This is a genomic window from Pseudomonas sp. 8(2025) (assembly GCF_052665325.1).
In genome coordinates this window covers 202,770-229,355 of record NZ_JBQOIE010000009.1, presented here as the reverse complement: position 1 = coordinate 229,355, position 26,586 = coordinate 202,770, and the positions used below count along the sequence as shown (strand labels likewise).

At 64.4% G+C, this 26,586-nt stretch carries 24 protein-coding genes; 10 read left to right on the top strand and 14 right to left on the bottom strand.

Annotated elements, in window-relative coordinates; translation table 11 throughout:
- The first annotated feature begins 92 nt into the window (after nt 1-92).
- On the top strand, nt 93-1,730 hold the full coding sequence (locus ACUXVH_RS18820) for a 5-guanidino-2-oxopentanoate decarboxylase (RefSeq protein ID WP_065365289.1): 1,638 nt from the start codon (nt 93-95) through the stop codon (nt 1,728-1,730).
- Nucleotides 1,727-3,175 carry an aldehyde dehydrogenase family protein gene (locus ACUXVH_RS18815; protein WP_065365290.1) on the top strand — a complete coding sequence of 483 codons (1,449 nt, stop codon included), beginning with the start codon at nt 1,727-1,729 and terminating at the stop codon, nt 3,173-3,175. The genes ACUXVH_RS18820 and ACUXVH_RS18815 overlap by 4 nt, the downstream gene beginning before the upstream one ends.
- 7 nt (nt 3,176-3,182) lie before the next feature.
- Here the strand turns inward: ACUXVH_RS18815 and ACUXVH_RS18810 are convergent, their stop codons facing one another.
- Nucleotides 3,183-4,112 carry an AraC family transcriptional regulator gene (locus ACUXVH_RS18810; protein ID WP_015636791.1) on the bottom strand — a complete coding sequence of 310 codons (930 nt, stop codon included), beginning with the start codon at nt 4,110-4,112 and terminating at the stop codon, nt 3,183-3,185.
- 330 nt (nt 4,113-4,442) lie between these two features.
- On the opposite strand from ACUXVH_RS18810, the gene ACUXVH_RS18805 reads away from it, so the two are divergent.
- Together ACUXVH_RS18805 and ACUXVH_RS18800 are read left to right on the top strand one after the other, a co-directional pair.
- Nucleotides 4,443-4,808: a putative quinol monooxygenase gene (locus tag ACUXVH_RS18805; protein ID WP_011063063.1), complete on the top strand. Its 366-nt coding sequence runs from the start codon at nt 4,443-4,445 to the stop codon at nt 4,806-4,808.
- Nucleotides 4,809-4,817: 9 nt separating this feature from the next.
- Nucleotides 4,818-5,090, top strand: coding sequence for a hypothetical protein (locus tag ACUXVH_RS18800; RefSeq protein ID WP_041119660.1), 273 nt, complete (start codon nt 4,818-4,820; stop codon nt 5,088-5,090).
- A gap of 9 nt (nt 5,091-5,099) precedes the next feature.
- On the opposite strand, the gene ACUXVH_RS18795 is transcribed toward ACUXVH_RS18800, so the two are convergent.
- Both ACUXVH_RS18795 and ACUXVH_RS18790 read right to left on the bottom strand, forming a co-directional pair.
- Nucleotides 5,100-5,729 (bottom strand): flavin reductase family protein, encoded by a 630-nt coding sequence (locus ACUXVH_RS18795; RefSeq protein ID WP_011063061.1) that lies wholly within the window; start codon nt 5,727-5,729, stop codon nt 5,100-5,102.
- A gap of 164 nt (nt 5,730-5,893) precedes the next feature.
- Nucleotides 5,894-6,268, bottom strand: a complete 375-nt coding sequence (locus ACUXVH_RS18790) for a heme utilization protein (RefSeq protein ID WP_065365291.1) — start codon at nt 6,266-6,268, stop codon at nt 5,894-5,896.
- 376 nt (nt 6,269-6,644) lie between these two features.
- Between ACUXVH_RS18790 and ACUXVH_RS18785 the strand changes: the two genes are divergently transcribed.
- Nucleotides 6,645-7,400, top strand: coding sequence for a COG4705 family protein (locus tag ACUXVH_RS18785; RefSeq protein WP_065365292.1), 756 nt, complete (start codon nt 6,645-6,647; stop codon nt 7,398-7,400).
- A 93-nt stretch (nt 7,401-7,493) separates the two neighbouring features.
- On the opposite strand, the gene ACUXVH_RS18780 is transcribed toward ACUXVH_RS18785, so the two are convergent.
- The 4 genes from ACUXVH_RS18780 to ACUXVH_RS18765 form a co-directional block, all read right to left on the bottom strand.
- Nucleotides 7,494-8,816: an MFS transporter gene (locus ACUXVH_RS18780; protein ID WP_011063058.1), complete on the bottom strand. Its 1,323-nt coding sequence runs from the start codon at nt 8,814-8,816 to the stop codon at nt 7,494-7,496.
- Nucleotides 8,817-9,080: 264 nt separating this feature from the next.
- The gene (locus tag ACUXVH_RS18775) at nt 9,081-10,415 is read right to left on the bottom strand and encodes a sigma-54-dependent transcriptional regulator (RefSeq protein ID WP_065365293.1); all 1,335 of its coding nucleotides are present in this window, start codon (nt 10,413-10,415) and stop codon (nt 9,081-9,083) included.
- Nucleotides 10,409-12,175: an ATP-binding protein gene (locus ACUXVH_RS18770; protein WP_011063056.1), complete on the bottom strand. Its 1,767-nt coding sequence runs from the start codon at nt 12,173-12,175 to the stop codon at nt 10,409-10,411. The genes ACUXVH_RS18775 and ACUXVH_RS18770 overlap by 7 nt, the downstream gene beginning before the upstream one ends.
- Before the next feature lie 153 nt (nt 12,176-12,328).
- The gene (locus ACUXVH_RS18765) at nt 12,329-13,852 is read right to left on the bottom strand and encodes a fumarate hydratase (RefSeq protein ID WP_011063055.1); all 1,524 of its coding nucleotides are present in this window, start codon (nt 13,850-13,852) and stop codon (nt 12,329-12,331) included.
- A 337-nt stretch (nt 13,853-14,189) separates the two neighbouring features.
- Here ACUXVH_RS18765 and ACUXVH_RS18760 point away from each other — a divergent pair, with 337 nt between their 5' ends.
- Genes ACUXVH_RS18760 through ACUXVH_RS18750 form a run of 3 tightly spaced genes read left to right on the top strand, consistent with a single transcriptional unit; the run spans nt 14,190 to nt 17,005 of the window.
- Nucleotides 14,190-15,296, top strand: a complete 1,107-nt coding sequence (locus tag ACUXVH_RS18760) for a GGDEF domain-containing protein (RefSeq protein WP_065365294.1) — start codon at nt 14,190-14,192, stop codon at nt 15,294-15,296.
- Entirely contained in the window at nt 15,289-16,227 is a 939-nt protein-coding gene (locus ACUXVH_RS18755; protein WP_065365295.1) for an iron-sulfur-binding ferredoxin reductase, read from the top strand. Before ACUXVH_RS18760 ends, ACUXVH_RS18755 begins: the two co-directional genes overlap by 8 nt.
- Before the next feature lie 28 nt (nt 16,228-16,255).
- Entirely contained in the window at nt 16,256-17,005 is a 750-nt protein-coding gene (locus ACUXVH_RS18750; RefSeq protein ID WP_047288807.1) for an enoyl-CoA hydratase-related protein, read from the top strand.
- A gap of 83 nt (nt 17,006-17,088) precedes the next feature.
- On the opposite strand, the gene pyk is transcribed toward ACUXVH_RS18750, so the two are convergent.
- Entirely contained in the window at nt 17,089-18,540 is a 1,452-nt protein-coding gene (pyk, locus tag ACUXVH_RS18745; RefSeq protein ID WP_011063051.1) for a pyruvate kinase, read from the bottom strand.
- A 157-nt stretch (nt 18,541-18,697) separates the two neighbouring features.
- Between pyk and ACUXVH_RS18740 the strand changes: the two genes are divergently transcribed.
- Nucleotides 18,698-19,072: a hypothetical protein gene (locus tag ACUXVH_RS18740; protein WP_011063050.1), complete on the top strand. Its 375-nt coding sequence runs from the start codon at nt 18,698-18,700 to the stop codon at nt 19,070-19,072.
- A gap of 219 nt (nt 19,073-19,291) precedes the next feature.
- Nucleotides 19,292-19,651: a PilZ domain-containing protein gene (locus ACUXVH_RS18735; protein WP_011063049.1), complete on the top strand. Its 360-nt coding sequence runs from the start codon at nt 19,292-19,294 to the stop codon at nt 19,649-19,651.
- Between the two features lie 15 nt (nt 19,652-19,666).
- Here ACUXVH_RS18735 and ACUXVH_RS18730 read toward each other — a convergent pair whose 3' ends face one another.
- Genes ACUXVH_RS18730 through ACUXVH_RS18705 form a run of 6 tightly spaced genes read right to left on the bottom strand, consistent with a single transcriptional unit; the run spans nt 19,667 to nt 26,433 of the window.
- Entirely contained in the window at nt 19,667-20,998 is a 1,332-nt protein-coding gene (locus ACUXVH_RS18730) for a DUF58 domain-containing protein (RefSeq protein WP_445495624.1), read from the bottom strand.
- Nucleotides 20,999-21,011: 13 nt separating this feature from the next.
- Nucleotides 21,012-22,037 (bottom strand): AAA family ATPase, encoded by a 1,026-nt coding sequence (locus ACUXVH_RS18725; RefSeq protein WP_041119656.1) that lies wholly within the window; start codon nt 22,035-22,037, stop codon nt 21,012-21,014.
- Nucleotides 22,034-23,197 carry a DUF4350 domain-containing protein gene (locus ACUXVH_RS18720; RefSeq protein ID WP_065365296.1) on the bottom strand — a complete coding sequence of 388 codons (1,164 nt, stop codon included), beginning with the start codon at nt 23,195-23,197 and terminating at the stop codon, nt 22,034-22,036. Before ACUXVH_RS18720 ends, ACUXVH_RS18725 begins: the two co-directional genes overlap by 4 nt.
- The gene (locus tag ACUXVH_RS18715; protein ID WP_065365297.1) at nt 23,194-24,744 is read right to left on the bottom strand and encodes a DUF4129 domain-containing protein; all 1,551 of its coding nucleotides are present in this window, start codon (nt 24,742-24,744) and stop codon (nt 23,194-23,196) included. The genes ACUXVH_RS18720 and ACUXVH_RS18715 overlap by 4 nt, the downstream gene beginning before the upstream one ends.
- Nucleotides 24,731-25,711: a stage II sporulation protein M gene (locus tag ACUXVH_RS18710; RefSeq protein ID WP_011063044.1), complete on the bottom strand. Its 981-nt coding sequence runs from the start codon at nt 25,709-25,711 to the stop codon at nt 24,731-24,733. Before ACUXVH_RS18710 ends, ACUXVH_RS18715 begins: the two co-directional genes overlap by 14 nt.
- Nucleotides 25,708-26,433, bottom strand: a complete 726-nt coding sequence (locus ACUXVH_RS18705; protein WP_011063043.1) for an RDD family protein — start codon at nt 26,431-26,433, stop codon at nt 25,708-25,710. The genes ACUXVH_RS18710 and ACUXVH_RS18705 overlap by 4 nt, the downstream gene beginning before the upstream one ends.
- Between the last annotated feature and the right edge of the window lie 153 nt (nt 26,434-26,586).

Below are 26,586 nucleotides of genomic sequence, written 5' to 3'. Positions count from 1 at the left end.
CCACCGTTCCAATAGCCCCTCTATCGGCGCCCGCAGGCGTTTTCCAGCCTGTGGTCGACGTGCGGTTTTCCTCCAATAAGAAGGGCGATGAGATGGCGACGTGCGGTGAAGTACTGGTCAAGCTACTGGAAGGTTATGGCGTCGAGCAGGTGTTCGGCATTCCCGGGGTACACACCGTGGAGCTGTATCGCGGCCTGGCCCGTTCGCCCATCCATCATGTGACTCCGCGCCACGAGCAAGGCGCCGGCTTCATGGCCGACGGCTACGCCCGAACCAGCGGCAAGCCCGGTGTGTGTTTCATCATCACCGGCCCCGGCATGACCAACATCACCACCGCCATGGGCCAGGCCTACGCCGATTCGATTCCCATGCTGGTGATCTCCAGCGTGCAGGCCCGCAGCCAGTTGGGGGGCGGGCGCGGCAAGCTTCACGAGCTGCCCAACCAGAGTGCGCTGGTCAGTGGCGTGGCGGCGTTTTCCCACACCCTGATGTGTGCCGACGAGTTGCCAGCGGTGCTGGCCCGGGCCTTTGCCCTGTTCCAGGCCGGGCGCCCACGCCCCGTGCATATCGAGATTCCCCTCGATGTGCTGGTCCAGGACGCCGACCACCTGCTGACCAGCGAGCCGGTGCAGATCGCCCGCGCCGGCGCCGCCCCGGCCGCTGTCGCGCAGATGAGCCAACTGCTGGCCAGTGCCAAGCGGCCGCTGATTCTCGCGGGCGGGGGCGCCATCGATGCCGCTCCGGCCCTGACCCGCCTGGCCGAGCTGTTGCAAGCGCCGGTGGCCCTGACCATCAATGCCAAGGGCATGCTGCCTTCGGCGCATCCGCTGCTGATCGGTTCCACCCAGTCCATGGTGGCGACCCGGGCCCTGGTGGCAGAGGCCGATGTGGTCTTGGCCATTGGCACCGAGCTGGCGGAAACCGATTACGACGTGACCTTCGCCGGTGGTTTCGAGATTCCCGCTACCCTGCTGCGTATCGATATCGATGCCGACCAGACCGTGCGCAACTATCCGCCGAAAGTGGCACTGGTGGCCGACGCCCGGATCGCTGCCGAAGCGCTGCTGGCGCAACTTGCCGGGCTGGAACTGGCAGCGCGTCGCAGCGACTGGGGCCAGGCCCGCGCCGCCGCCTTGCGCAGTGAACTGAGCCAGCTCTGGGACGGCCCGACCCAGGCCCAGACCCTGTTTCTGCAGACTGTGGTCCAGGAACTGCCGGAGATTGTCCTGGTGGGCGATTCCACCCAGCCGGTGTACAGCGGCAACCTGACCTTCAACCCCGAGCAGCCACGACGCTGGTTCAACTCCTCCACCGGGTACGGCACCCTGGGTTATGCCTTGCCGGCGGCCATTGGCGCCTGGCTCGGCGGCGGTTCGCACGCCAGCCAGCGACGGCCGGTGGCCTGCCTGATCGGCGATGGCGGTTTGCAGTTCACCCTTTCGGAACTGGCCTGCGCGGTGGAGGCTCGCACCCCGATCATCGTCCTGCTGTGGAATAACCAGGGCTACGAAGAGATCAAGAAATACATGGTCAACCGCGCCATCGAGCCGGTGGGCGTCGACATCTACACCCCGGATTTCATTGCCGTGGCCAAGGGCCTGGGCTGCGCCGCCGAGCGCATCGACAGCGTCGAGCAACTGCGCGCGGCGCTGCGCTCGGCGGCGGATCGCCAGGGCCCGACCCTGATAGAGGTCGATCAGAACCGCTGGACCCAAGGAGTACAGGCATGAGCGTGCAACCCCTGTTGAACGGGCTGTACATCGACGGCCAATGGTTGGCGGGCAGCGAGCATCTGCAGGTGATCAACCCCAGCACCGAGGGCGTACTGGCCCAGGTTGCCGGTGGCGGTCCCGAGGCCGTGGAGCAGGCGCTGTGCGCTGCCAGCGCCGGCCTTGCGCGTTGGTCGCACAGCAGCGGGGCTGAACGTGCCGCGGTCCTGCGACGGATTGCGGCCGGGGTGGCCGAACGCCGGGAGCAACTGATGCACCTGCAGTCGAGCAACAACGGCAAGCCGCAATTCGAGGCCGCCATGGATGTGGACGATGTGATTGCCACCTTCGAGTACTACGCCGGGCTGGCCGAAGGCCTGGATGCCGCTCAGGACGCCAACGTGGCACTGCCCAGCGAGGCCTTCAGTGCCCGCCTGCGCCGCGAGCCCTGTGGCATCGTCGGGCTGATCGTGCCGTGGAACTTCCCCATGGTCACCACCGCCTGGAAGCTCGCTCCGGCCCTGGCCGCCGGTTGCAGCGTGGTGCTCAAGCCTTCCGAAGTCACCCCGTTGCCGGAGCTGGAACTGGCGGCAATCATCGCTGGCAGCGGCTTGCCCCGGGGCGTGTTCAACCTGGTCTGCGGCACCGGCCTGGCAGTGGGCGCGCCCCTGGCAGCCGACCCGCGAGTGGCGAAAATCTCCTTCACCGGCAGCAACGCCGTGGGGGTCCAGGTGATGCAGCGCGCGGCGGAAACCGTCAAGGGCGTGAGCCTGGAGCTGGGGGGCAAGTCGTCGTTGCTGGTGCTGGCGGATGCCGATCTGGATCTGGCGGTGGAGCTGGCCTGTGGCGGCGGCTTCTTCAACGCCGGGCAGATGTGCTCGGCCACCAGCCGGGTGCTGGTGGCCGATGAGTTGGCCGATGAGTTCCTGTTGCGCCTCAAGGCCCGGGCCGAAGCCATTCGTGTGGCCGACCCGTTCGACCCCGAGGTGGAAATGGGCGCGCTGGTCAATCAGGCGCAATACCGGCGGGTGCAGGCCCATATCGAGGAAGGCTTGAATGTGGGGGCCAAGCTGGTCTGCGGCGGTGGCCGCCCGGCCGGCTTGCAGCAGGGGTATTTCATTCAGCCCACGGTGTTCACCGAGGTGCCGCTGGACAGTGCGCTATGGCGTGAGGAGATCTTTGGCCCGGTGCTCTGCGTACGCAGTTTCAGCAACGAGCAGCAGGCCATCGAAATGGCCAATGACAGCGAGTTCGGCCTGGTGGCCAGCGTAGTGGGAGCGGATGCAGCGCATGCCGAGCAAGTGGCCAATGCCCTGCAGGCCGGTCTGGTGTGGATCAATGCGCCACAGGTGATCTTTCCCCAGACGGCGTGGGGCGGCTACAAGCAGAGCAGCATCGGTCGTGAACTGGGGCCCTGGGGGCTACAGGCCTTTCAGGAAATCAAGCATGTGATCCGCGCTCGTTAGGCAGGCCTCAGTTGCTCACCCGCAGGCGCGCCATATCCCGCAACGGCGGCGCGCCGAACAAGCGGCTGTACTCGCGGCTGAACTGCGACGGGCTTTCATAACCCACCCGATAGCCCGCCACCGAAGCCTCCAGCCCCTCGGCCAGCATCAGCCGCCGGGCTTCTTGCAGGCGCAACTGTTTCTGGTACTGCAGCGGGCTCATGGCGGTCATGGCCTTGAAGCGGTGGTGCAGGGTCGAGACGCTCAGGTTCACCTCCCGGGCCAGATCATCGATGCGCAACGGGTGCACGAAATTGCCGTTGAGCCACTTGATGGCCTGGTTGACCCGGTGGCCCTGGCTGTTGGCAGTGGCGATCTCATACAGGCGGTGGCCCTGGGGGCTGCGCAGCAGGCGATAGAGAATTTCCCGGCGTACCAGCGGCGCGAGCATGGCGATGTCTTTCGGGGTGTCCAGCAGGCGGGTCAGGCGCAGCACCGCGTCGAGCATCGCCGGGTCCAGGCGTTCCACGTACAGGCCGCGCCCGGTAGGCCGGGCGGGTACGCCGATGGGGCCGGCATCGGCAATCAATGCATTGATTTCCCCGGGGTCGATGTCCAGGCGCAGGGCCAGGATCGGCTCCTCTGGTGAAACGATCGCCACCTTGCCGCTCAGGGGGACGGAAACCGAGACCACCAGGTAATTCAAGGGGTCGTAGTTGTAGCTTTCATCGGCCAGGCGTACTTCCTTGCGGCCCTGGGCCATGATGCACAGCGCCGGCTGTGCCAGCACCGAACCGAATTGATGAGAGCTGCTGTGGCGCGAGACGAACAACGAGTCGATGGCCGTGGCGTAGCTGCCGTCCTCGGCGGTGTTGCGTGCAATGATCGCGGCCAGTTCCACGCGCTGCCGTTCCATCTCCGGGGCCAGGGGCGGTGGCGGGGTTTCCAGTGATGGCATGGGGCAGCCTCCGAGTGTTTGCAGTCGGCACAGCTTAAGTTTGTGCAAGAAGCGCGGGTAGGCGAATCCTGCGTAAAACTTGCCTGATCCTGCTGCTTGCGCACGCGATAGGCAAGATCAGCCGATGCTCCTGAGCTTCACTTGCTTGAAACACCGTTGTCATGCTTTTGCCCAATGGCGCGGAGTCGGGGAGGGAGCAAAGGGCTTGTCGCAGGATTGGGCAAATCAACGGCAGAAATCGACTAACGCGCGCGAGGGCCTGCCCCGTATCGTTGATCCTGTCGCAGCCCGTCCCATGGCTGCCTCGACAACACCCTGGGAGGGTCGCACATGTCCACGCATATTCCCGTCAGTCACATGGCCTTTGTCCGAGCCCGGGCCGGGCGTTCCAAGGAGCTGGGTGCGCGCTTGAGCAGCCTGATCGAACCGTCCCGCCAGGCCTGTGGTTGCCTGCATTTTGCCCTGCAGCATTCGCAGTGCGATGCCGACCTGTGGCTGGTGTCCGGTTTCTGGAGCAGCCAGCAGGCGATGACGGCCTATTTCAATTCCCCGGCCATGGCGATCTTTGCCGAGCTGGTGCAGGACCTGGTGGTCAACAGCCTGGATTTTCATACCTTCAGTACCGTGTCGGCGCTGCAAGCCCATGGCGAATATCCGCAACTACAGCAGGCGCCGGTGCACAAGCTGGCCAGTTGAAGGTTTAGAATGGCCGACTTTTCATTGGCCAGGACTCGCAACATGGCACGCAAAGAGTTTGCACACTACGAAGCAGTTTCCGCTGTGGTTCCAGGGGAGGGGGGATACAGCGCCGCCATTGCCGTCAAGGCTCTCGGCGCATCAAGCGCACCACGCTTTCATAAAGTCCTGGATGAGCAGAAATTCAAGACGGCGCATGACGCCGACCAGGCTGCCGCACAACAACTCGAACAGTTGGCCGACGTCGATCAGGACGGCGAATTGAGCTGGAAGAGCTACTGAGTCCAAGCGCTATTTGACTGCCCCTGGGCGGTGCATCCTGAACAGAGCCTCTGGCCCCAGTTGGAAGTAATCCGCCGGCCCGCCGCCGCGCAGAATCGGCTCTGCCGCGGCGGTGTCGTAGATCCCGTCCTTGAGCAGCCACTTGGCGATATGCACGGCGACCACTTCGCCGAGGATCAGCCAGCTCGGCACCAGTTCCTTGTCCGCCCGCTGCAATTGAATGATCTGGGTGACCTTGCACTCGAAGGACACCGGGCTCTCGGCTACCCGGGGCACGCTGATGACTTTCGACGCCACGGGGGTCAGGCCGGCCAGTTCGAACTCGTTTACCTCGGCCGGGACTGCGGCGCAGCTCTGGTTCATCTGCTCGGCCAGAGGTCGGGTGGCCAGGTTCCAGGCGAACTCGCCGGTCTGCTCGATATTATTCAGGCTGTCTTTGCGCCCGACGCTGGAGAAACCGATGATCGGTGGAATGTAGTTGAAGGCGTTGAAGAAGCTGTAGGGCGCCAGGTTCAGGCGCCCCTCGCGATCCTGGGAAGAGATCCAGCCGATGGGGCGCGGGCCGACGATGGCATTGAACGGGTCGTGGGGCAGGCCGTGGCCCAGGGCAGGTTGGTAAAAGTGGATATCGTCGGGCATGGCTCAAGGTTCCTGCTTGGGGCGGGGTAAGGGCGTCATAGTGCAGTGCGCAATCGCCCAATTCCAGCGTCCTGGCCCTTGAGCGTTCCACGTTGTGGGTGTTTTCCCCTGGCCAGAAACGACTAAGCCCGGCCAAGGCCGGGCTGTGGTGTCAGGTGCATCAATCAGCTGATGCTGGCGGAGCCGGTGCGGTCGTAGCCATCAGCGGCGAAGGTAGCGGAACCGGTGCGGTCGTAGCCATCGGCGGCGAAGGTAGCGGAACCGGTGCGGTCGTAGCCATCAGCGGCGAAGGTGGCGGAACCGGTGCGGTCGTAGCCATCAGCGGCGAAGGTGGCGGAGCCGGTGCGGTCGTAGCCATCGGCAGCGAAGGTGGCGGAACCGGTGCGGTCGTAGCCATCAGCGGCGAAGGTGGCGGAACCGGTGCGATCGTAGCCATCGGCGGCGAAGGTAGCGGAACCGGTGCGATCGTAGCCATCAGCGGCGAAGGTGTTGGCAGCCAGTACCGAGAGGGTCAGGGCGAGGATCAGTTTGCTTTTCATGATGGTGACTCCGGGTTCGTTGAGATGAATGCGTTGGGCTTGGGATGAATCCTACTCCGGTAAAGTTGATATAAAAGCGCAAATTAATGCTTATAAATATCTGCTTTATCGATGCTTATGAGGTCAGCCCTCGCCGCCAAATACCGCGTTCAAGCCTCACTGCATAGAAGAGCCAAGTACCCACTTGGATTCATTAGCAGGCTATGCATTCAGCATTAACTGATCATTAATTGAGCAGATTGCTTGTAAGAAAATATTTCAACGATTTTTTCATCCGCGCCTTACCTGTTTTTCACCCCTTGACGTTCAGCCTCCGCGCAGGCCTGCAGTCCATAGACAGGCCGCCTTGAATGCGACCTTTGGAGCACCTTTGCGAATGAACAAGCTACCCCAGATCACCCTGGCCTTCTGGGTCATGAAAATCTGCGCGACCACCCTCGGCGAAACAGCGGGGGACCTGCTGTCGATGACCCTGAATGTGGGTTATGCCATCAGCTCGATGATTCTGATCAGTGTGTTCCTGCTGACCCTGGTCACCCAGCTGTGGTCCAAGACCTACAACCCGGTGCTGTACTGGATCGTGATCCTCTCCACCAGTACCGCCGGCACCACCATGTCGGATTTCATGGACCGCACCCTGGGCCTGGGCTATGCCAGTGGCTCGTTGATACTGATCGGTATTCTGCTGGCGATCTTCGCGCTCTGGCGTCTGAGCGGCGACTCGCTGAACGTCAACAAGATCCAGACCTTTCGCGGCGAGATGTTCTATTGGATGGCGATCCTGTTTTCCAACACCCTGGGCACCGCCCTCGGCGACTACCTGGCTGACGATTCGGGGCTGGGCTTTGCCGGCGGGGCGCTGTTGATCGGCTCGACCATCGCCGTGGTGGTGCTGCTCAAGTACTTCACCAGGCTCTCGTCGGTACTGTTGTTCTGGGTCGCTTTCGTATTGACCCGGCCGTTCGGCGCAACCTTGGGCGACTTCCTCACCAAACCCCACGAAAAAGGCGGCCTGGATTTCGGCACCATCGGCTCGTCGGCGGTATTGGCGGGAATCCTGCTGGTGATGATCGTGGGGGCGGCCTGGGCCCAGAGCCGCGATGGGCGCCAGGGCGCTGCCGAACTTTCCTGACCTGTACAGCCTCTGTAGGAGCCGGCTTGCCGGCGAAAGCTTCCCCACAGATCGCGAAAAGCGCCCGGGCCTTGCACCCGGGCGTTGTTGTTTTCAGTCAGTCTCGATCCGCGAATGCTTGCGGGTGTCTTTCATGGTCGCGTAGACCAGCAGCGAACAGGCGATGCAGGCGGTGACGTACCAGTAGTAGCCGGTTTCCATGCCGATGCTCTTGAACCACAGGGCGATGTATTCGGCGGTACCGCCGAAGATCGACACGGTCAGTGCGTACGGCAGGCCCACGCCCAGGGCGCGGATTTCCGTAGGGAACAGCTCGGCCTTGACCACCGCGTTGATCGAGGTGTAGCCGCTGACGATGATCAGCGCCGCCATGATCAGGAAGAACGCGCCCCACCAGGTCTGGATGGTGTGCAGGGTGGTGAGGATTGGCACGGTGAACAGGGTGCCGAGGATACCGAAGGCAATCAGGATCGGGCGCCGGCCAACCTTGTCCGAGAGAGCACCGATCACCGGTTGCAGGCACATGAACAGGAACAGCGTGGCGGCGGAAATGGTGGTGGAGTCGGAGATGCTCATGCCGACAGTGTTCACCAGGTATTTCTGCATGTAGGTGGTGTAGGTATAGAAGGCCAGGGTGCCGCCCATGGTCAGGCCGACCACGGTCATCAACTCCTTGGGATGACGCATCAGGGTGCGCATCAGGCTTTCCTTGGGCTTTTCCTTCTTCTTGGTGAAGGACTCGGTTTCTTCCATGCCGCGACGCAGGTACAGGGCTACCACGGCGCAGAGGGCACCGATGCCGAACGGAATCCGCCAGCCCCAGGACTGCAGTTCCTCGGTGGTCAGAATGTTCTGCAGCACGATCAGCACCGCCAGGGCGATGAGCTGGCCGGAGATCAGGGTCACGTACTGGAAGCTGGAGAAGAAGCCACGACGTTCCTTGGTCGCCATCTCGCTGAGGTAGGTGGCCGAGGTACCGTATTCACCGCCTACCGACAGGCCCTGCATCAGGCGCGCCAGCACCAGCAGGATGGGAGCGCCGACGCCGATGGTTTCGTAACCCGGGGTCAGGGCGATGATCAGCGAGCCGAAGCACATCAGCAGCACCGAGGCCATCAAGGCGGCCTTACGCCCTTTGCGGTCGGCATACAGCCCCATCAGCCAGCCACCGATCGGGCGCATCAGGAAGCCCACGGCGAAGATCGCGGCGGTGTTCAGCAGTTGGGCAGTGGTGTCGCCCTTGGGGAAGAAGACTTTGGCGAAGTACAGCGAGAAGGCGGCGTAGACGTACCAGTCGTACCACTCGACCATGTTGCCCACGGAACCGCTGAAGATCGACTTCAGGCGGCTGGCGGTGGTCTTTTCTGTGGCGGGCGCAGCCGCCGACCCGGCAGGCAGGGTATTAGAGATATCCATGAAGGACCCTTCTATTCATTGTTTTTGTGGAGTGCGCGCGAGCGCAGCCTGCTGGGGCTATAGCAGGACCTGTGCCAAGGGCGAGAAGCCCGGGCTAGAGGGGGGGAGGCGGGAGTGATGAGCGGAAATCCGCCTATCGGCACCTTGCGGGTAAGCGGGAAATTGCCGAAAGCGGCCGTGCCCCTGGGCATGTGGGCGAAGGCGTCGATGGGGGCGGTGCCGGGCTTGAGGGCTGATTCTCCGGCAAGCCGGGTCCTATAGGGGTTACTCCTCCTTGAGGAACTGTTCCCTGGTCAGTCCATGGCGCTGCATCTTTTCGTTAAGAGTCCGGCGGGGCAGTTGCAGCTCGTTGAGTACCGCCTTGATATCACCCTTGTGCCGGCTCAGGGCCGCGCGCAGGCATTGGGCCTCGAAGGCTTCCTGCTGCGCCGCCAGGGACTGGCCGGGTTCGATGGCGTCGGGTTCCGGCTCGCCCAGGCCCAGCACCTGGCGCTCGGCGGCGTTGGCCAGCTCGCGCACGTTGCCCGGCCAGTCGTGGCTGAGCAGGCGGCTCAGTTGCGCGCCGCTCAAGGGCGCGACGCTGCGCCCCAGGCGTTCCCCGGCATTCTGGGCAAAGTGCTCGTAGAGCAGGGGGATGTCCTCGCGGCGCTCGCGCAAGGGTGGCAGGCGCAGTTCAGCCACGGTCAGGCGGTAGGCCAGGTCTTCACGGAAACGCCCGGCACGGGCCTCGTCCAGCAGGTCGGGCTTGGTGGCGGCGATGATCCGCAGGTCGACCTTGATGCTCTGGTTGGATCCCAGGCGTTCCAGCTTCTGCTCCTGCAACACCCGCAGCAGCTTGACCTGCTGGGCCAGGGGCATGCTTTCGATCTCGTCGAGAAACAGCGTGCCGCCGTCGGCGTATTCCAGTTTGCCGACGCGTTTGCCCTGGGCGCCGGTGAAGGCGCCGCTTTCATGGCCGAACAGCTCGGCCTCGAACAACTGCTCGGGGATCGCCGCGCAGTTCAGGGCGACGAAGGGCTTGCCGGCCCGCGGGCCGAAGTCGTGCAGGCAGCGGGCAATCAGTTCTTTGCCGCTGCCGGTCTCGCCGCGGATCAGCACGTTGACCGGCAGGGCTGCCAGTTCCAGTACCTGGCGGCGCAGGGTCTGCAAGGCTCTGGAGACCCCCAGCAAGGTGGCGTCGAGCTTGGCCCGGCTGTCGGCCTGTTGGTGCAGGCGGCGGTTTTCCAGGACCAGGCGGCGCTTGTCCAGGGCCCGGCGCAGGCTGCTGAGCAGGGTGTCGGGGCTGAAGGGTTTTTCCAGGAAGTCGTAGGCCCCGTCGCGCATGGCTTCCACCGCCATGGGGACATCGCCGTGGCCTGTGAGCAGGATGATCGGCAGGTCCGGGTCCAGGCGCTGGACCTGGGCCAGCAGTTCCAGGCCACTGATGCCGGGCATGCGCACATCGCTGAGGATCACCCCGGGAAAGTTCTTCGGCAGTTGCGCCAGACAGTCCTCGGCCCGGCTGAACAGCTGGACCTCGAAGCCCGACAGGCTCAGCCACTGCTCGACGGCGGTACGGATGCTGGCTTCGTCGTCCACCACGATCACTGAGTTCAGCATTGGATATGGGCCTCCAGGTCGATGGGCAGGCTCAGGGTGAATACCGCCCCTTGCTCCTGGTTGGCCACGCTCAGGCGGCCACCCAGCTCGTGGACTATGGCATAGGACACCGCCAGCCCCAGCCCCAGGCCATCACCCACCGGTTTGGTGGTGAAGAATGGATCGAAGACGCTCAGCAAGTGTTCCTCGGCAATGCCGCCGCCGTTGTCGGCCACCCGCAGTTGCCAGAGCTGGTCTTCGGCTTCGAGACTGATCTCCAGGCGCTTGTGCGGTTTGTCCTGCATGGCGTCCAGGGCATTGCGCAGCAGGTTGATCAGCACCTGTTCCAGGCGGATGGCGTCGCCCCGGACCCAGGCCGGGCGGGTCAGTTGCAGCACCACTTCGACGTCTTCGGCACGCAGCCGGGCTTCCAGCAAGTGCAGCGACTGGTCCACCACAGCGGTCAGGTCCAGGCGTTCTCGCAGGCCACTGGGGCTCTTGCGGGCGAAGGTCTTGAGATGGCTGGTGAGGGCGGCCATGCGGGTCAGCATGTCGTCCAGTGGGCGCAGGGCTTTGTAGGCTTCGTCCACCCGGCCGTGATCCAGCAACAGCCTGAGGGTTGCCAGCTGCATGCGCTGGGTGGTCAGGGGCTGGTTGATTTCGTGGGCCAGGGCGGCGGACATCTGCCCCAGGGCCGCGAGCTTGGCCGATTGCACCAGGCCTTCCTGGGCGGTGCGCAGATCGCGGGTACGTTCCTCCACCAGTTGTTCCAGCTCCTGGCGATTGCGCTGGCGGACTTTCCCCAGACGCCAGCGCTGGTTGAGGAACAGCAGCAGGAACACCAGGGTCAGCCAGGCACCGGCGGCGGCAAGCCCGGCATTGCGGGTTTCCTCGAAGGCATTCGGCGGTTTGCGCAGCAGGTGCAGGGTCCAGCCTTCGGCGGCCAACGGCAGGGACTCCCAGAGGTAGCTGGCGCGGCCCTCGGGGCCTTCGACCCGGGCCAGGCTGCTGTTGTCGTCAAAGCGTTGCAGCGTCTGGTGCTGCAGCGGGGTCAGGGGCTGTTTGTCGTACTGGCGGGTGAGCTTGATTTCTTCCAGATCGTTGCTCGACAGCGGCTGCAAGTGCCGGTAGCGCCAGCCGGGCTGGTTGGCGATGAACACGATGCCCCGGGCATCGCTGACCAGCAGGGTGTCGTTGCCCTGGCTCCATTCATGTTCCAGCTCGGGGAATTCCAGCTTCACCACCATGGCCCCGAGGAAGTCCTGGTTGTCGGCCTTGACTGCGCTGGCCAGAAAATACCCCGGGATGCCGCTGGTCACGCCCACCGCATAGAAGCGCCCGCTGCCCTGGCTGCGGGTCTGCTTGAAGTAGGGGCGAAAGCCGTAGTTGTGGCCCACGTAGCTGCTGGGCAGGCGCCAGTTGCTGGCGGCCACGGCCAGGCCCTCATGGTTCAGCAGCTCCAGGGTCGAGGAGCGGGCCGCGCCATTGATCTTTTCCAGCTTGCGGTTCAATGCGTCCTGGGTTTCGGTGGCCACAGGCCCCTGCAGCGCCGCGCGCAGTTCCGGGTCCAGGGCCAGGACCGCCGGCAGGGCGCGATAGCGTTCGATCAGGGTATGCAGCGAGTTGGCATACAGCCCCAACTGCTCATTGGCACGGGCGGCTTCCTCCACCAGCGTCTGCCGTTCTGCATGGCGCATGGCCAGGCCGGCGCTGAGCACGGTGCCAGCAAGAATCACCAGGATATAGAACGTCAAGCGGAGGGGGCGAGAGATCTGGGCCATGAGTCGGGGCAGGCTGCAATGGGGGCGGGAACGATAGCATGAGCGCCGGGGCTAACGTTGATCGCGGACAGTGTCGGGAAAGGGCGGTGCATAAAAAAAGCGGCGGGCCATTCAATGAACAGCACCGCCGCCTGGGCCGAACGGAGGAAGGGCTTACTGCACTTCTACCGCCAGGCTGTCACTGATCTTCTTCTGCCAGATGGCGGGACCTGTGATGTGTACCGACTCGCCCTTGCTGTCGACGGCGACGGTCACCGGCATGTCCTTGACCTCGAACTCGTAGATCGCTTCCATGCCCAGTTCGGCAAAGGCCAGGACCTTGGACTTCTTGATCGCCTGGGCTACCAGGTAGGCAGCGCCGCCGACGGCCATCAGGTACACGGCCTTGTTGTCCTTGATCGCTTCGATCGCGGTCGGGCCGCGCTCGGACTTGCCGATCATGCCCAGCAGGCCGGTCTGCTCGAGGATCTGGCGGGTGAACTTGTCCATCCGCGTGGCGGTGGTCGGGCCAGCCGGGCCGACCACTTCGTCACCGACCGGATCGACCGGGCCGACGTAGTAGATGAAGCGACCCTTGAGGTCCACCGGCAGGGTTTCGCCCTTGTTCAGCATCTCGACCATGCGTTTGTGCGCAGCGTCGCGGCCGGTGAGCATCTTGCCGTTGAGCAGTACGGTTTCGCCCGGCTTCCAGCTTTGCACTTCTTCCGGGGTCAGGGTGTCGAGGTTGACCCGACGGGCCGACGGGCCGGCTTCCCAGACGATTTCCGGGTAGGCGTCCAGCGGTGGCGCTTCCAGGCTCGCCGGGCCGGAGCCATCCAGTACGAAGTGCGCGTGACGGGTGGCGGCGCAGTTGGGGATCATGCACACCGGCAGGGAAGCGGCGTGGGTCGGGTAGTCCATGATCTTCACGTCGAGCACGGTGGTCAGGCCACCGAGGCCCTGGGCGCCGATGCCCAGCTGGTTGACCTTCTCGAACAGCTCCAGGCGGATCTCTTCGATGCGGTTCTGCGGGCCACGGGCCTTGAGCTCGTGGATGTCGATGGATTCCATCAACACTTCCTTGGCCATCACTGCCGCTTTCTCGGCGGTGCCGCCGATACCGATGCCCAGCATGCCCGGTGGGCACCAGCCGGCGCCCATGGTCGGAACGGTCTTGAGTACCCAGTCGACGATCGAGTCGGACGGGTTGAGCATGGCCATCTTCGATTTGTTCTCGGAGCCGCCGCCCTTGGCCGCCACGTCCACTTCCACGGTGTTGCCCGGGACGATGGAGTAGTGGATCACCGCGGGGGTGTTGTCCTTGGTGTTTTTCCTGCTACCTGCCGGGTCGGCCAGGATGGAGGCGCGCAGGACGTTTTCCGGCAGGTTGTAGGCGCGACGCACGCCCTCGTTGATCATGTCGTCCAGGCTCATGGTGGCGCCGTCCCAGCGCACGTCCATGCCCACGCGCACGAATACCGTGACGATGCCGGTGTCCTGGCAGATCGGCCGGTGGCCGGTGGCGCACATGCGCGAGTTGATCAGGATCTGCGCTATGGAATCACGGGCAGCCGGCGATTCTTCCCGCAGGTAGGCCTCGTGCATCGCCTGGATGAAGTCCACGGGGTGGTAGTAGGAAATGAATTGCAGGGCGTCGGCAACGCTCTGAATCAGGTCGTCTTGCTTGATCACGGTCATGAGTCGCGCTCCTCTAAAAGACGGGAACATTTAATAAGGTGCCTGCACTTGGGTGCATCGGTCGGATGCAGGCACCTTCTAAGGCACGCCGGACAGACAACTGGCGCGACGCTAAAAAGGCGCGGCAGTATACCTCGCCTGGGGGTTGGGTACACCCGCCGGCCGGGCCAACCAAAGTCGCCCATCGGATGGGCACTGTTCTTGCCTGAGTCGGCGCTGAAACCTGGCGACGGGGTTTTAAATTTGAATAGTCATTTGCCGGGCTCAGCACTAAAGTGGCAAGTGGCCTGCAGGGTAGGAAACTCTTTAAGCCTCCTTTCTCACGGTGAGTCAACGATTGACCCATAAAGCCATCCAGAGCCTGTTATTCAAGCGCTTCGCCATTGCCGCGGGCACTTACGCACTGATCCTGCTGCTGTTCTGGCTGGCCGTCGTCACGGGGCATTCCCGTGCTTCGAGCGGCAGCGCGCTGCTGGGCACTGGCCTGGTGCTGGCCAGCCAGGCGCTGCTGTGCTGGGTGTTCGTCAGCGGACGCAACCTGCAGTTCGCCGACCCCAGCCTGACCGAAGTCCAGGTGGTGCTGGGCATCGCCTGGCAGACCTGGCTGATGGCCCATCTGGATCAGGCCCGCGGGGTGTTCCTGGTGTTCTACCTGCTGCCGTTGCTGTTCGGCCTGTTTCACCTCTCCCGCCGGGCCTATCTGCGCAGCGCGGCGCTGAGCTTCTTCTGCTTTGCCGGGGTCAATCTGTGGGACGGCTATCGCCTGCTCCTCGGTGATCCGCAACTGGCCGCGCTGCAGGTCTGCGTGCTGCTGGTGATGCTGGTGTGGATGTGCCTGTATGCCGCCTATGTCCAGGCTTCGCGCTCACGCATGCGCCAGCGGCGCTTTGCCTTGCAGGCCCATCAGGACACGCTGCGAGGCATGATGCGACAGCTGGAGGACCTGGTAGCCACCGATGAACTGACGGGCCTGTTCAACCGCCGGCACTTCCTGCGCATTGCCAGCCGCGAGCTGCAAGCCATGGATCAGGAGCAGGTGCATGGGCTGGCGCTGATCGACCTGGACCATTTCAAGCGCATCAACGATCTCCACGGCCATGCTGCCGGCGACCAGGTACTGCAGGCCTTCGCCGCGGTGGCCACGGCTTGCCTGCGCGATGGCGACGTATTGGCCCGTTACGGTGGCGAGGAATTCGTGGTACTGCTGCCCGAGTGTGACGCCGAGCGCCTGACCTCCTGCTGCGAGCGTTTGCGCCTGGCGTTCACCGAAGTGCAACTGGTGGGCCTTAACGTACGAGACCTGAGCCTGTCGGCGGGGATGACCCTGCTGCGGGCCGGCGACGATCTGGACCATGCCCTGCAACGCGCCGATCAGGCGCTGTATCGGGCCAAGCGCGACGGTCGCAATCGTTGCTCTGCGGCCTGGGAAAACCTCGATGCCTGAATTGACCGTTGGCAACCGGTGCTGGCCGGTGGCGCCTGGAAGCAACCTGCTGGATGCCCTGAATCAGGCTGGCGTGACGGTGCCCTACAGTTGCCGCGCCGGTAGTTGCCATGCCTGCCTGGTGCATTGTGTCCAGGGCTTGCCCAGCGATAGCCGGCCAGATGCCTTGAGCGACGAACAGCGCCGGCTCGGCTGGCGCCTGGCTTGCCAGTGCCAGGTGGTGGAGGACCTGCACGTCGAGACCTTCGACCCTGTGCGTGATGGCCTGCCTGCGACGGTGAGCGGCCTGGACTGGTTGTCGAGCTCGGTCCTGCGCCTGCGCCTGCAGCCGCAGCGGCCCTTGCGTTACCGCGCCGGCCAGCATCTGGTGCTGTGGGCCGCCGGCCAGATCGCCCGGCCTTATTCCCTGGCCAGCCTGCCGGAAGACGACCGCTTTCTGGAGTTCCACCTGGATTGCCGGCATCCGGGCCAGTTCAGCGATGCGGCGCGCCAGTTGCAATTGGGCGATCCGATGCGCCTGGGGGAGTTGCGGGGCGGCGCCTTGCACTACGATCCGGACTGGCAGCAGCGCCCACTCTGGCTACTGGCCGCGGGAACCGGCCTGGCGCCGCTGTTCGGCATACTGCGCGAGGCCCTGCGCCAGGATCACCAGGGCCCCATCCGTATCATTCACCTGGCCCATGACAGCAGTGAGCATTACCTGGCCAAACCCCTGGCGGCCCTGGCGGCGAACCGGGCCCAGCTGTCCGTCGAGCTGTGGACCGGGGCCGAGCTGACAGCCGCTTTGGCGCAACTGCGGCTTGTTTCCCGGCAAACCCAGGCCTTACTCTGCGGTCACCCTGACAGTGTCGAAGCCTTCGCCCGGCGCCTGTACCTGGCGGGGCTGCCGCGCAATCAACTGCTGGCCGATGTGTTCCTGCCCCGCGGTTGAGCGCTGATTCTTCCAGAGCGAGATCCCCATGACCGATGCCATCGAGTTGCAACGTGAGGGCGGGCTGCTGACCCTGCGCCTGAACCGTCCCGACAAGAAAAACGCCTTGACCCGCGCCATGTACGCTCGCCTGGCCGACGCCCTGAGCGAGGCCGATGGCGATCCCGAGATCAACGCCGTGCTGATCTGCGGCAGCAGCGAATGCTTTACCGCCGGCAATGACATCGCCGACTTCCTCCAGCAACCGCCCCGGGACCTCGACAGCCCGGTGTTTCGCTTCATGCGCAGCCTTGTGCAATGTCGCAAGCCGGTGGTGGCCGCAGTGGCCGGCGCGGCAGTAGGCATCGGCACCACGATGCTGCTGCATTGCGATCTGGTCTATGTCAGTCGCGATGCACGGCTGCGCATGCCGTTCGTCAACCTGGGGCTGTGCCCGGAATTTGGTTCGAGCCTGATCCTGCCGCGCTTGCTGGGGCAGGCCAAGGCGGCGGAGTTGCTGTTGCTGGGCGAAGGCTTCAGTGGCGAACAGGCCGCCGCCTGGGGGATTGCCAGCGCCGCCCTGGGGGATGGTGTGGCCACCTTGGCCAAGGCCCGGGAGGCGGCCTTGCGTTTCAGCCAGTTGGCGCCCGAAGCGGTGCAGGTGAGCAAGCGCCTGATGAAGGCGCCGGACCGCGAACAACTGCGCCAGGTCATTGAGCAAGAGGGCGTGGAATTCACCCGGCGCCTGCAGTCCCCGGAAGCCATCGCCGCGTTGTCCGGGTTTCTCAGCAAGGGCTGAAGCCGTGGACAGCGGTTTCACGCGGGCATGAAAAAGCCCCGGTGTTTTCAGCACCGGGGCTTTTTGCTCAGCAAGGCGAAGACTCAGACCATCGGGTCGCCCACGTGCAGGATCTTCATGCCGTTGGTGCCGCCGGTGGTGTGGTAGCTGTCGCCCTTGGTGAGAATCACCCAGTCGCCTTTCTCTACGACACCGCGCTTGAGCAGCTCATCGATCGCTGCCTGGCTGACCTGCTCGGGCGGCAGGGAAGCCGGGTCGAACGGGATGGTGTAGACGCCACGGAACATGGCTGCGCGAGCCTGGGTTTCGCGGTGCGGGGAGTAGGCGTAGATCGGCACCGAGGAGCGAATGCGCGACATGATCAGCGGGGTGTAGCCACTTTCGGTCAGGGCGATGATCGCCTTCACGCCCGGGAAGTGGTTGGCGGTGTACATGGCAGCCAGGGCGATGCTCTGGTCGCAGCTTTCGAACACCTTGCCCATGCGGTGGCTGGAGGTCTTGCTGGTGGGGTGCTTTTCCGCACCGACGCAGATCCGCGCCATGGCCTGCACCGCTTCCAGCGGGTAGGCACCGGCGGCGCTTTCCGCCGAGAGCATCACCGCATCGGTGTAGTCGAGCACGGCGTTGGCCACGTCGGACACTTCGGCGCGGGTCGGCATCGGGTTCTGGATCATCGACTCCATCATCTGGGTCGCAACGATCACCGCCTTGTTGTGGCGACGGGCGTGCAGAATGATTTTCTTCTGGATGCCCACCAGCTCGGCGTCGCCGATTTCCACGCCCAGGTCGCCACGGGCAACCATGACCGCGTCGCTGGCCTTGATCAGGCCGTCGAGGGTTTCGTCGTCGGCCACCGCTTCGGCGCGTTCGATCTTCGCTACCAGCCAGGCAGTACCACCGGCTTCGTCACGCAGCTTGCGCGCGTATTCCATGTCGGCGGCGTCCCGTGGGAAGGACACGGCCAGGTAATCGACTTCCATCTCGGCCGCGAGCTTGATGTCGGCCTTGTCTTTCTCGGTCAGGGCCGGGGCGGTCAGGCCACCACCACGACGGTTGATGCCCTTGTGGTCGGACAGCGGGCCGCCGATGGTCACCACGCAATGCAATTCGGTGGCGGTGGCGGTTTCCACACGCATCACCACGCGGCCGTCGTCCAGCAGCAGCTCGTCACCCACGCCGCAGTCCTTGACCAGATCCGGGTAGTCGATGCCGACGATATCCTGGGTGCCTTCGGTCAGCGGATGGCTGGTGGAGAAGGTGAACTTGTCACCGATCTTCAGCTCGATGCGCTTGTTGGCGAATTTGGCGATGCGGATCTTCGGGCCCTGCAAGTCGCCGAGGATGGCCACGAAGCGGCCGTGTTTGGCTGCCAGGTCGCGGACCAGTTTGGCGCGAGCCTTGTGCTCGTCCGGAGTGCCGTGGGAGAAGTTCAGACGGGCAACATCCAGGCCCGCGAGAATCAGCTGTTCGAGAACTTCCGGCGAGTTACTGGCCGGGCCAAGGGTGGCAACGATTTTGGTACGACGAACGGACATGCACGGACTCCTGAGTTCAAGCGCAACGAGAGGCTACTATGCTCCGAAGTTGTAGTCATTGTTCGTTTGCACTACTTATTGCTTTGTTTGTTTACCGCAACAACCTTGAAGATTTTTGCCGATGAGTCGATACACTGCACAAGACAGGAGATACCCCATGCGATTCGTACTCATTGCTGCCCTGGCCGTCAGTGTTGTCGGCTGTACCCGCTGGTCCATGGACCATCATTTGAATAACGCCTACCGCGCTTATGACCGCGGCAACTGCGAGAGCGTGATGCTCGAGTTGAGCCAGGTCGACCGTGACAGCCGTGCCCGTCGCTACATCCAGCCGGAAGTGTCGATGCTGCGCGGGCAATGCCTGGAGCGCCAGAAGTTGTTCGTCGATGCCGCGCAGACCTACCAGTTCATCATTACCCAGTACCCCACCAGCGAGTACGCGTTTCGCGCCCGGGCTCGCCTGGATACCCTGCAACAGTTGGGGCACTACCCGGCAAATGGCGCCGCTCAAGTTCGTCGCACGGCGTTGTAAAAGAGATTCACTAGGGGGCGGTGTAATTGCCCCTCGTGCTTGAGCTAACATCTGCACAGGCTGTTCGAAAACTGCCCCGGCCCGGCTGGTGGCAGTGGCGTTGGAATCCTTCTGGCAGTCTTCCTCGCGCATCGAATCCGGGAGGGCGGGCCGATATCAGGGCCTGTTCCGAAGCACTAGTGCGGTCATGCTTAATGACCTTTCATAGCGATACCCAGCATGTTCATGGAACCTCGGATCGAGCGGCACCAACTGCCGTCCTTTTTAAAAGTATTCAATCGTTTCACCGACAAGCCGGTGGGTTTCCTTGGCAACCTGTCGGCCGACGGGCTGATGCTGATCAGCCAGTTGCCGATGCTGATCGGTGCCGAATTCGACTTGCGGGTGAAAGTCCCCGGCGGTGACGGCCAGGTGCAGTTCATCGACTTCAGCGCCTGCTGCCTCTGGTGCCATGAGGACCTGACGCCGCACCACTACGACAGCGGTTTCAGCCTGTTGCGGGCCGGTGCGGAGTTTGTCGAGCTGGAGCAGGCGTTGCGTCATTACTTCAGCTTTCACCCGTTGCAGACCTCGGCCTGAGGCGCTCGGCAGCAGTTACAGGCTGCCGGCTTTCTTCCAGCTCAGATAGCGGCTGACCAGTTCGGCCCCCAGTTCTCCCGGGCGAGCGTCGAGCAGGGCGACGCCGTGGGCGCTCAGGCGTTCGTGCAGCTCGGCGCGGCTGTTCAGGTAGTTCACCGTCGCGCTGTAGGCCAGGGCTTCGGGCAGGGTTTGCACCGGGCTCTGGCGCAACTGGTCGTGCACCTCTTCGCGCAGGCTGGCCACCAGCACCCGATGCTGGCGGCCGATGCGCTTGACCGCCGTCAGCAGTTCCTGGTCATCCTCGTCCCGCAGGTTGGTAATCAGCACCACCAGTGCCCGGCGTTTCTGCCGCGCCAGCAGCTCGCTGGCGGCGGCCTGGTAATCGGCGGGGCGCTGGCTGGTGTCCAGGTCGTAGACGCCATTGAGCAGCACGCTCAACTGGGCCGAGCCCTTGACCGGTGCAAGGTAGCGCGAGCGTTCCCCGGCAAAGCTGTACAGGCCCACCGCATCGCCCTGGCGCAGGGCGACATAGCTCAGCAGCAGGCAGGCATTGAGGGCGTGGTCGAAGTGCGCCAGCTCGCCATCCTGGCTGCGCATGCGGCGCCCGCAGTCGAGCATGAAGATGATCTGCTGGTCGCGTTCGTCCTGGTACTCCCGGACGATGGGCGCGCGTTGGCGGGCCGTGGCCTTCCAATCGATCTGCCGCAGGCTGTCGCCTTCGCGAAACTCACGCAGTTGGTTGAACTCCAGGCCCAGGCCGCGGCGTTGTCGCTGGCGCACACCGAGTTGGCTGAGCCAGTTGTCCACCGCCAGCAATTGCGCGCCGTAGAGCCGGGCGAAGTCCGGGTAGACCCGGGTGCTGTCGTGCACCTTGAGCAGGCGCCTGGCGCTCCATAATCCGAGAGGGCTGGGCAGGCTGACTTCGCACTGGTCGAAATTGAAGTGGCCGCGCTGCAGTGGGCGCACGTTATAGCCGATCCGGCTGACCTGCCCCGGCTCCAGGCGCGTGGACTGCGGCAGGTGCTCGAAGCCCAGGCCCTGGGGCGGGTGGTCGAACAGCTGCACATCCAGTGGTTGCCGGTAGTCGTGCAGGATCTCCAGTTGCACTTCGCTCCAGCGGCCCAGGGGCAGGCTGCCGGGTAGCTGGCGCTGGATCTGCGGCGAGGCCACGCGCAGCAGGCGCAGGGCGTCCAGCAACGCCAGCAGCAACAACGCCAGCAGCAGGCCCCAGGCAATCGAGTCCAGGCGCGGCAGGGCCTCGCTGCCCAGGGCACGGGCGGCGCCGAGCAGGGTGTACAGGCCGGTCAAAGTACCCAGCCAGATCAACAGCAGACGGGTCGGCTTCATTGGCGTGGGCGGCTCACAGGCGCGGTGCCGGAATCTGTTCGAGCATCTGCTTGAGCACCTGTTCCACCGACAGGCCTTCGATGTCCAGTTCCGGGGCGACCCGCACTCGATGCCGCAGCACGGCCATGGCGCAGCCCTTGATGTCATCGGGAATCACGAATTCGCCGCCACGCAGCAGGGCTCGGGCACGAGCGCCGCGTACCAGGGCAATGGAAGCGCGGGGGCCGGCGCCCAGGGTCAGGCCTGGCCAACTGCGGGTGGCCCGGGCCAGGCGCACGGCATAATCGAGCACCTGCTCGTCCAGGGGCAGTTCGCTGGCGATGCGCTGCAGAGCCAGTACGTCCTTGGCCTGGAGTACGGTGCGCAGAGGCTGTACGTCGAGCATGTCGGCGCGGGTCGAGCGCGTCACCTGGCGGACCATGGTCAGTTCTTGTTCGGCATCCGGGTAGTCCATGCGCAGCTTGAGCATGAAGCGATCCAGCTCGGCCTCCGGCAGCGGGTAGGTGCCTTCCTGTTCGATGGGGTTCTGGGTAGCCAGGACCATGAACGGCTGGGCGATGGGCAGCGCTCGGCCTTCGAGGGTGACCTGACGTTCCTGCATGGCTTCCAGCAGGGCGGCCTGGGTCTTGGCCGGCGCGCGGTTGATCTCGTCCGCCAGCAGCAGGTTGGTGAACAGCGGGCCCTTGCGCAGCTTGAACTGCTCGGTCTGCAGGTCGTATACCGCATGCCCGGTGACGTCGCTGGGCATCAGGTCGGGGGTGAACTGGATGCGCGCGAACTCGCCGCCAAAGCAGCGGGCCAGGGCTCGTACCAGCAATGTCTTGCCGAGCCCGGGTACGCCTTCGAGCAGCACATGGCCGCCAGCGATCAGGGCGGTCAGCACATCATCGATGACCGCTTCCTGGCCGATCACCGCCTTCTGCAGTTCCAGGCGCACCGCCTGAGCCAGCTGGCTGGCCCGCTGGCGCTGCTGGGCAGCATGGACCTGAGGCTGTGGGGCCTCGGAAGGCTCGGGGGATTCGATCGGTTGTTCGCTCATAGGGCATTCCTGAGAGTTTGCAGGCGGGCGACCTGGTGGCTGAAATCAACGCTGGAAAGGCGCTGTCCGGACAAGGGTTGCAGGGCCTGTCGAATGGCCTCGACAGGTTGTTGGCTGAGCAGGGCCAGCACGTCCCACTGGGCCTCGGCCGGCAATTGCTCGAAGCCCGGGTGGCGGCGCCGCGCACGGCGCCGGATATCCAGTTGCAGGGCCTGCAGCAACGCACCCTGGCCGGCATGGCGCAGCAGGAAGTCGGCACTGGCCCGCAGGTGTTCACGCAGTTGACGCCGCGCCTTGGGGGCTGGAGCCAGCAACGGCCCGTGGCGCACGCCGGCCTGCCAGAGCCACAGGCCGAGCAGCAGGGCCAGGGCTACCAGCGCCTGGGGGAAATAGCGCCAGAGCAACTGCCAGAGGTCCGGGTGATCGGTATTGAACAGCAGCGTCACGGCGCTATCGGTATTGAGGTACCACAGCAGCCAGGCGTTGTCGTACAGGCCGATGGCTGGGGCTTTCCAGATATCGGCATCGGTGAGCACGATGACCGCGCCCTTGCCGTATTCAAGCTGGATCATGTGGGTCGCCGCGCCGCTGTTGGCCCAGGATTGCGCCAGGCTTTGCGGGTCGTCCAGGTGGAAGTCGGTGTCGAAACTGATGTAGGCCGGAGCCTGTTCGTCTTCCAGGTAGACCTTGGTCAGCTTCGGATAGGCATCGTCGGCTTCCGGCTCCGGTGGCTCGTCAAGGTCCTGGCTGAGCTGCTGGTGGATCTGCACCTGGTCCAGCAGCAGGTCGCCGCTCTTCTGGCTGTCCTCGTCCCACAGGGCCTCGGCGACGAAGAGCAGGCGGCCGCCGGCGCGGGCCCACTCCAGGAGCTGGTCGACCTGGGGCGGGCTCATGTTCGAGCGCTCTCCCAGCAGCAACAGGCTGTTGCCGGCCGGGGGCAAGCTGGCCAGGACATCCAGGCTATTGGCGTGTTGTACCTTGAGGCCACGTTCACGCAGGAACATCTCGGCCGCCAGGTAGGGGTTGGCCCGGGCCTCGGGGGAGGGGCCGTGATCGACCAATTCCTGATAGGGAGTGGCATGGCGATACAGGTAATAGCCGCCGGCCCCGAGGACCAGAGCCAGGAGCAGGACCAGGCCGCCCCACAGGTAGCGCTTCATGGCTGTGCTCCGGGGCCGAACAGGCTGCGCCAGGCGCCGCACAGTTGTGGTTGCAGGTCGGCGCCGGGTACCTGATGACCGTACGCCATGTTCTGCCAGTGGCGGGTCAGGCTGATGCTGAAAGCCTCCAATTGTGGCTGCTGCAGCGCCTTGATGCGCTCCAGCACCTGGCCTTCGGTATCGGCCACGCTGAGGGGCAGGTGGAAGTCTTCCAGCAAGCGACTGAGCAGCGCCCGGTACAGCAGGCCCAGGGCTTCCCGGGGCTGGCTGGCCCAGAGTTCAGCGGCGCGGGCGGCGACATCGGCGGGCAGGGTTTCGCTGCTGACTTCCAGCCCGAACAACTGCTGGGGCATGGCCGCGGGGCGTTTCTTGCGCGGCAGCGGACGACGGCTGACGAAGGCCTGCAGCCAATCGCGGTAGCGCCAGATCAGCCAGCCCAGAGCCGCCAGCAGCAACCCCCAGAGCAGAATCTCCAGGCCCTTGGCGACCCCGCCGAAACTGTCCTTGCCGAGGCTTTCCAGCAGGTTCTTGAGCCAGCCTGGAGGCTTGCCCTTGGCGTCCTTCTTCTGGGCTTGCTCGTCACCGAAACGGTAGCGAGTGACCGACTCCTGGTTCTTGAAGGGGGGCTTGTCCAGGATGGCTTGGATGCTGTCCCTGGAGGCCTTGCTGGTCAGCGGTTGCTGCAGCAGCCGCGGGGTCTCGGGGCCGGCCGCGGAACTGCTGGGGGCGGCGGCCCAGAGCGCTTGGGTCGGTGCCAGGAACAGCAGGCCGGCGAGCAAGAGCAACGTGCTGGCACCGGTCAGGCGCTGGCGCAGGCGACGGAACACCAGCTCGATGTCCCAGGCCTCCAGCTCGGTGCGTCGGTTCAGGTACAGGCTGAAACCGCAGGCCACGTAGATCGGCTCCCAGATCACCAGGACCAGGGCGTAGAAGACGTTGGTCAGGTGTTCCAGCCATAGCCAGTCCTGTTGGGCGGCGATCATCAGGCTCTGCCAGCTCCAGTCCACTTCGACCTGTTGTGGCAGCAGCAGGTAGAACAGCACCATCAGGCCAATCCACAGGGCGCCTTCCAGGTGCATGCCAATCAGGGTCAGCCAGCGCGCGGCACCGGCATTTTTCTGTAGCAGCACCGCCAGGCGTTGTTGCCGGGCGTCGGCGCTCAGGCCTTCAAGTTGTACCACCGGCAGGGTGAAGCTGCGGCTCATGCTCAAGCGACGCCAGGTCAGGCTGGCCAGCAGTTGCGGCTTGAGCAGGCGGGGCCATTGTTTCAGCGCTTGCCCCAGGCTGGGTGTTTCGCCGAACAGGGCTTTAGACAGAATAAACAGCGGCAGGCGTTCGAAGGCCGGCTTCAGCCACCAGAACAGCAGGATCGCCAGCGACGGCGATTCCCAGAGCAGCAGGCTCAGCAGGGCGAACACTGGCAGGCTGACGATGGCCCAACTGCTCATCAGCAAGCGCCGATGACGCTGGCTCAGTAGCACGCCCAGGTCCATGGCCTCCCAGGCGCTGCGGGGGCGGATCACCACGCTGGCATCACTCAGGCGCATGGGATTCACGTCCGGCCAGGGTCAGGTAGGCCGCCACCAGGCCCCAAAGGGCACTGCCGACGCTGTATTTGACCCAGGCGGCCGGCCAGGTCATGGAGGACCAGTAGGCCTCGACAAAGGCGGCGATCAGCAAGAAGCCGATGACGCCGTAGATCAGTTGCACGCTGACGCGCGCGGCTTGCAGCAGGGCTTCGCCGCGGGTCAGGCGGCCCGGCGCGATCAACGCCCAGCCAAGCTTCAGCCCGGCGGCGCCAGACAGGGCAATGGCGCTGAGTTCAAAGGCGCCGTGGCCGATCACGAACGGCCAGAAGGTCTGGCCGAAGCCGATCTGGGTCAGGTGGCCGGCAATGGCGCCGATCATCAGGCCGTTGAAAAACAGGAAGAACACACTGCCCACGCCGAACAGCAGGCCGCTGGCAAAGGTCTGAAAGGCGATCCCGATGTTGTGCATGATGTAGTAGCCGAACATCACCCAGTCTTCGCTCGAGGCCCGTTCGGCGGCCCGCCCCAGGCGCCCGGCGGTAGGGTCGTACATGCCCTGCATCTCGCTGACTTGCTGCGGGCTCACCAGGCTGTAGATCAGATCGGGAAACAGGTACACCAGCACCCCGATGGCCAGCAGGCTGCCGAAGAACAGCAGGCTGGCCAGCAGCACCAGGCGCCACTCCTGACGCACCAGGCGGGGGAAACCGGCCAGCACGAAACTCAACAGATTGGCCCCGAAGGCGCTGCGCTGTCGGTACAGCTGCTGGTGGCCACGCAGGGCCAGTTGTTGCAGCGGATCGATCAGGTAGCTGCTGTAGCCGCGTTCTTCGGCCAGGGCCAGATGCTGGCACAGGCGCCGGTAGTCCTGGACGAAGCTCTGGCATTCCTCGGCTTTGGCCCGGCCATGTTCCAGACGCTCGAGCAACTGCTCGAACTGCTGCCATTGCGCCTGGTGGCGGTGTTCGAAAAGGCTTTGTTTCATGGGGTTCCCAGGAAGCCGCGGGCAATGCCATTGAGTTCGGCCGTGGCCTGGGCACTGGGTACATGCAGCGGTTGTGCGAGGATGCCGGCCAGTTCCCGGGTACGTTCGGCCGACAGCTGGCCCTGGCGCTCGGCAAAGCCGAGGATCGCCCGTTGCTCATTCAGGCTCAGGGCGAAGGGCGCAGTGCGGGGGACGGCTGGCGGCAGTTCGGGGCGTTTGACCGGCTGCTCGCGGTAGATCACCAGGGTGCCGGCGGCCAGATCGCCGAGGCGTTTGAAGGTCGGGTGCTGTAGGCAACTGATGGCGCCGAGGAAATAGCCGAAAGGCAGCATGTCGGCAAAGCGCAGCAGGTTGCGGGTCAGGGAGGCACTCCAGCCAATCGGGGTGCCGTCGTCCTGCACCACTCGCAGCCCCATCAGTTGCTTGCCGGGGGAGCGACCCTGGTTCAGCACCTCGAACAGCACCATGTACCACCAACTGATGAGGAACAGCAGGATGGAGCCGAGGCCGACGCCGACTTCGTCGAAAAAGCCCAGGATGATGAACAGCAGGCCCAGCACCAGCCCGCGGATGCCCAGGTCGAGACTGAAGGCCAGGGTGCGCACCAGCAACCCCGCAGGCCGCAGCGGCAGGTCGATGCCCTCGGGGGTTTCGACCTGGTAGCGCGTATCCAGTGGCGGGTGCAGCGATGCGTTCCTTGGCGTTGCTGTCGTCTCAAGCATGGGTAACTTATCGGCTTGGTCTGGTAAAAAATCCAGCGCCGATGCTAGCAGTGTCTGAGGGGCAAACGACATCATTAACTACGAATTCGCCAAGTCCAATGCCTTCGCCCCGGTTCGTGCGGCTGGCCCTGACGGCGCCTGAACGCCTAGACT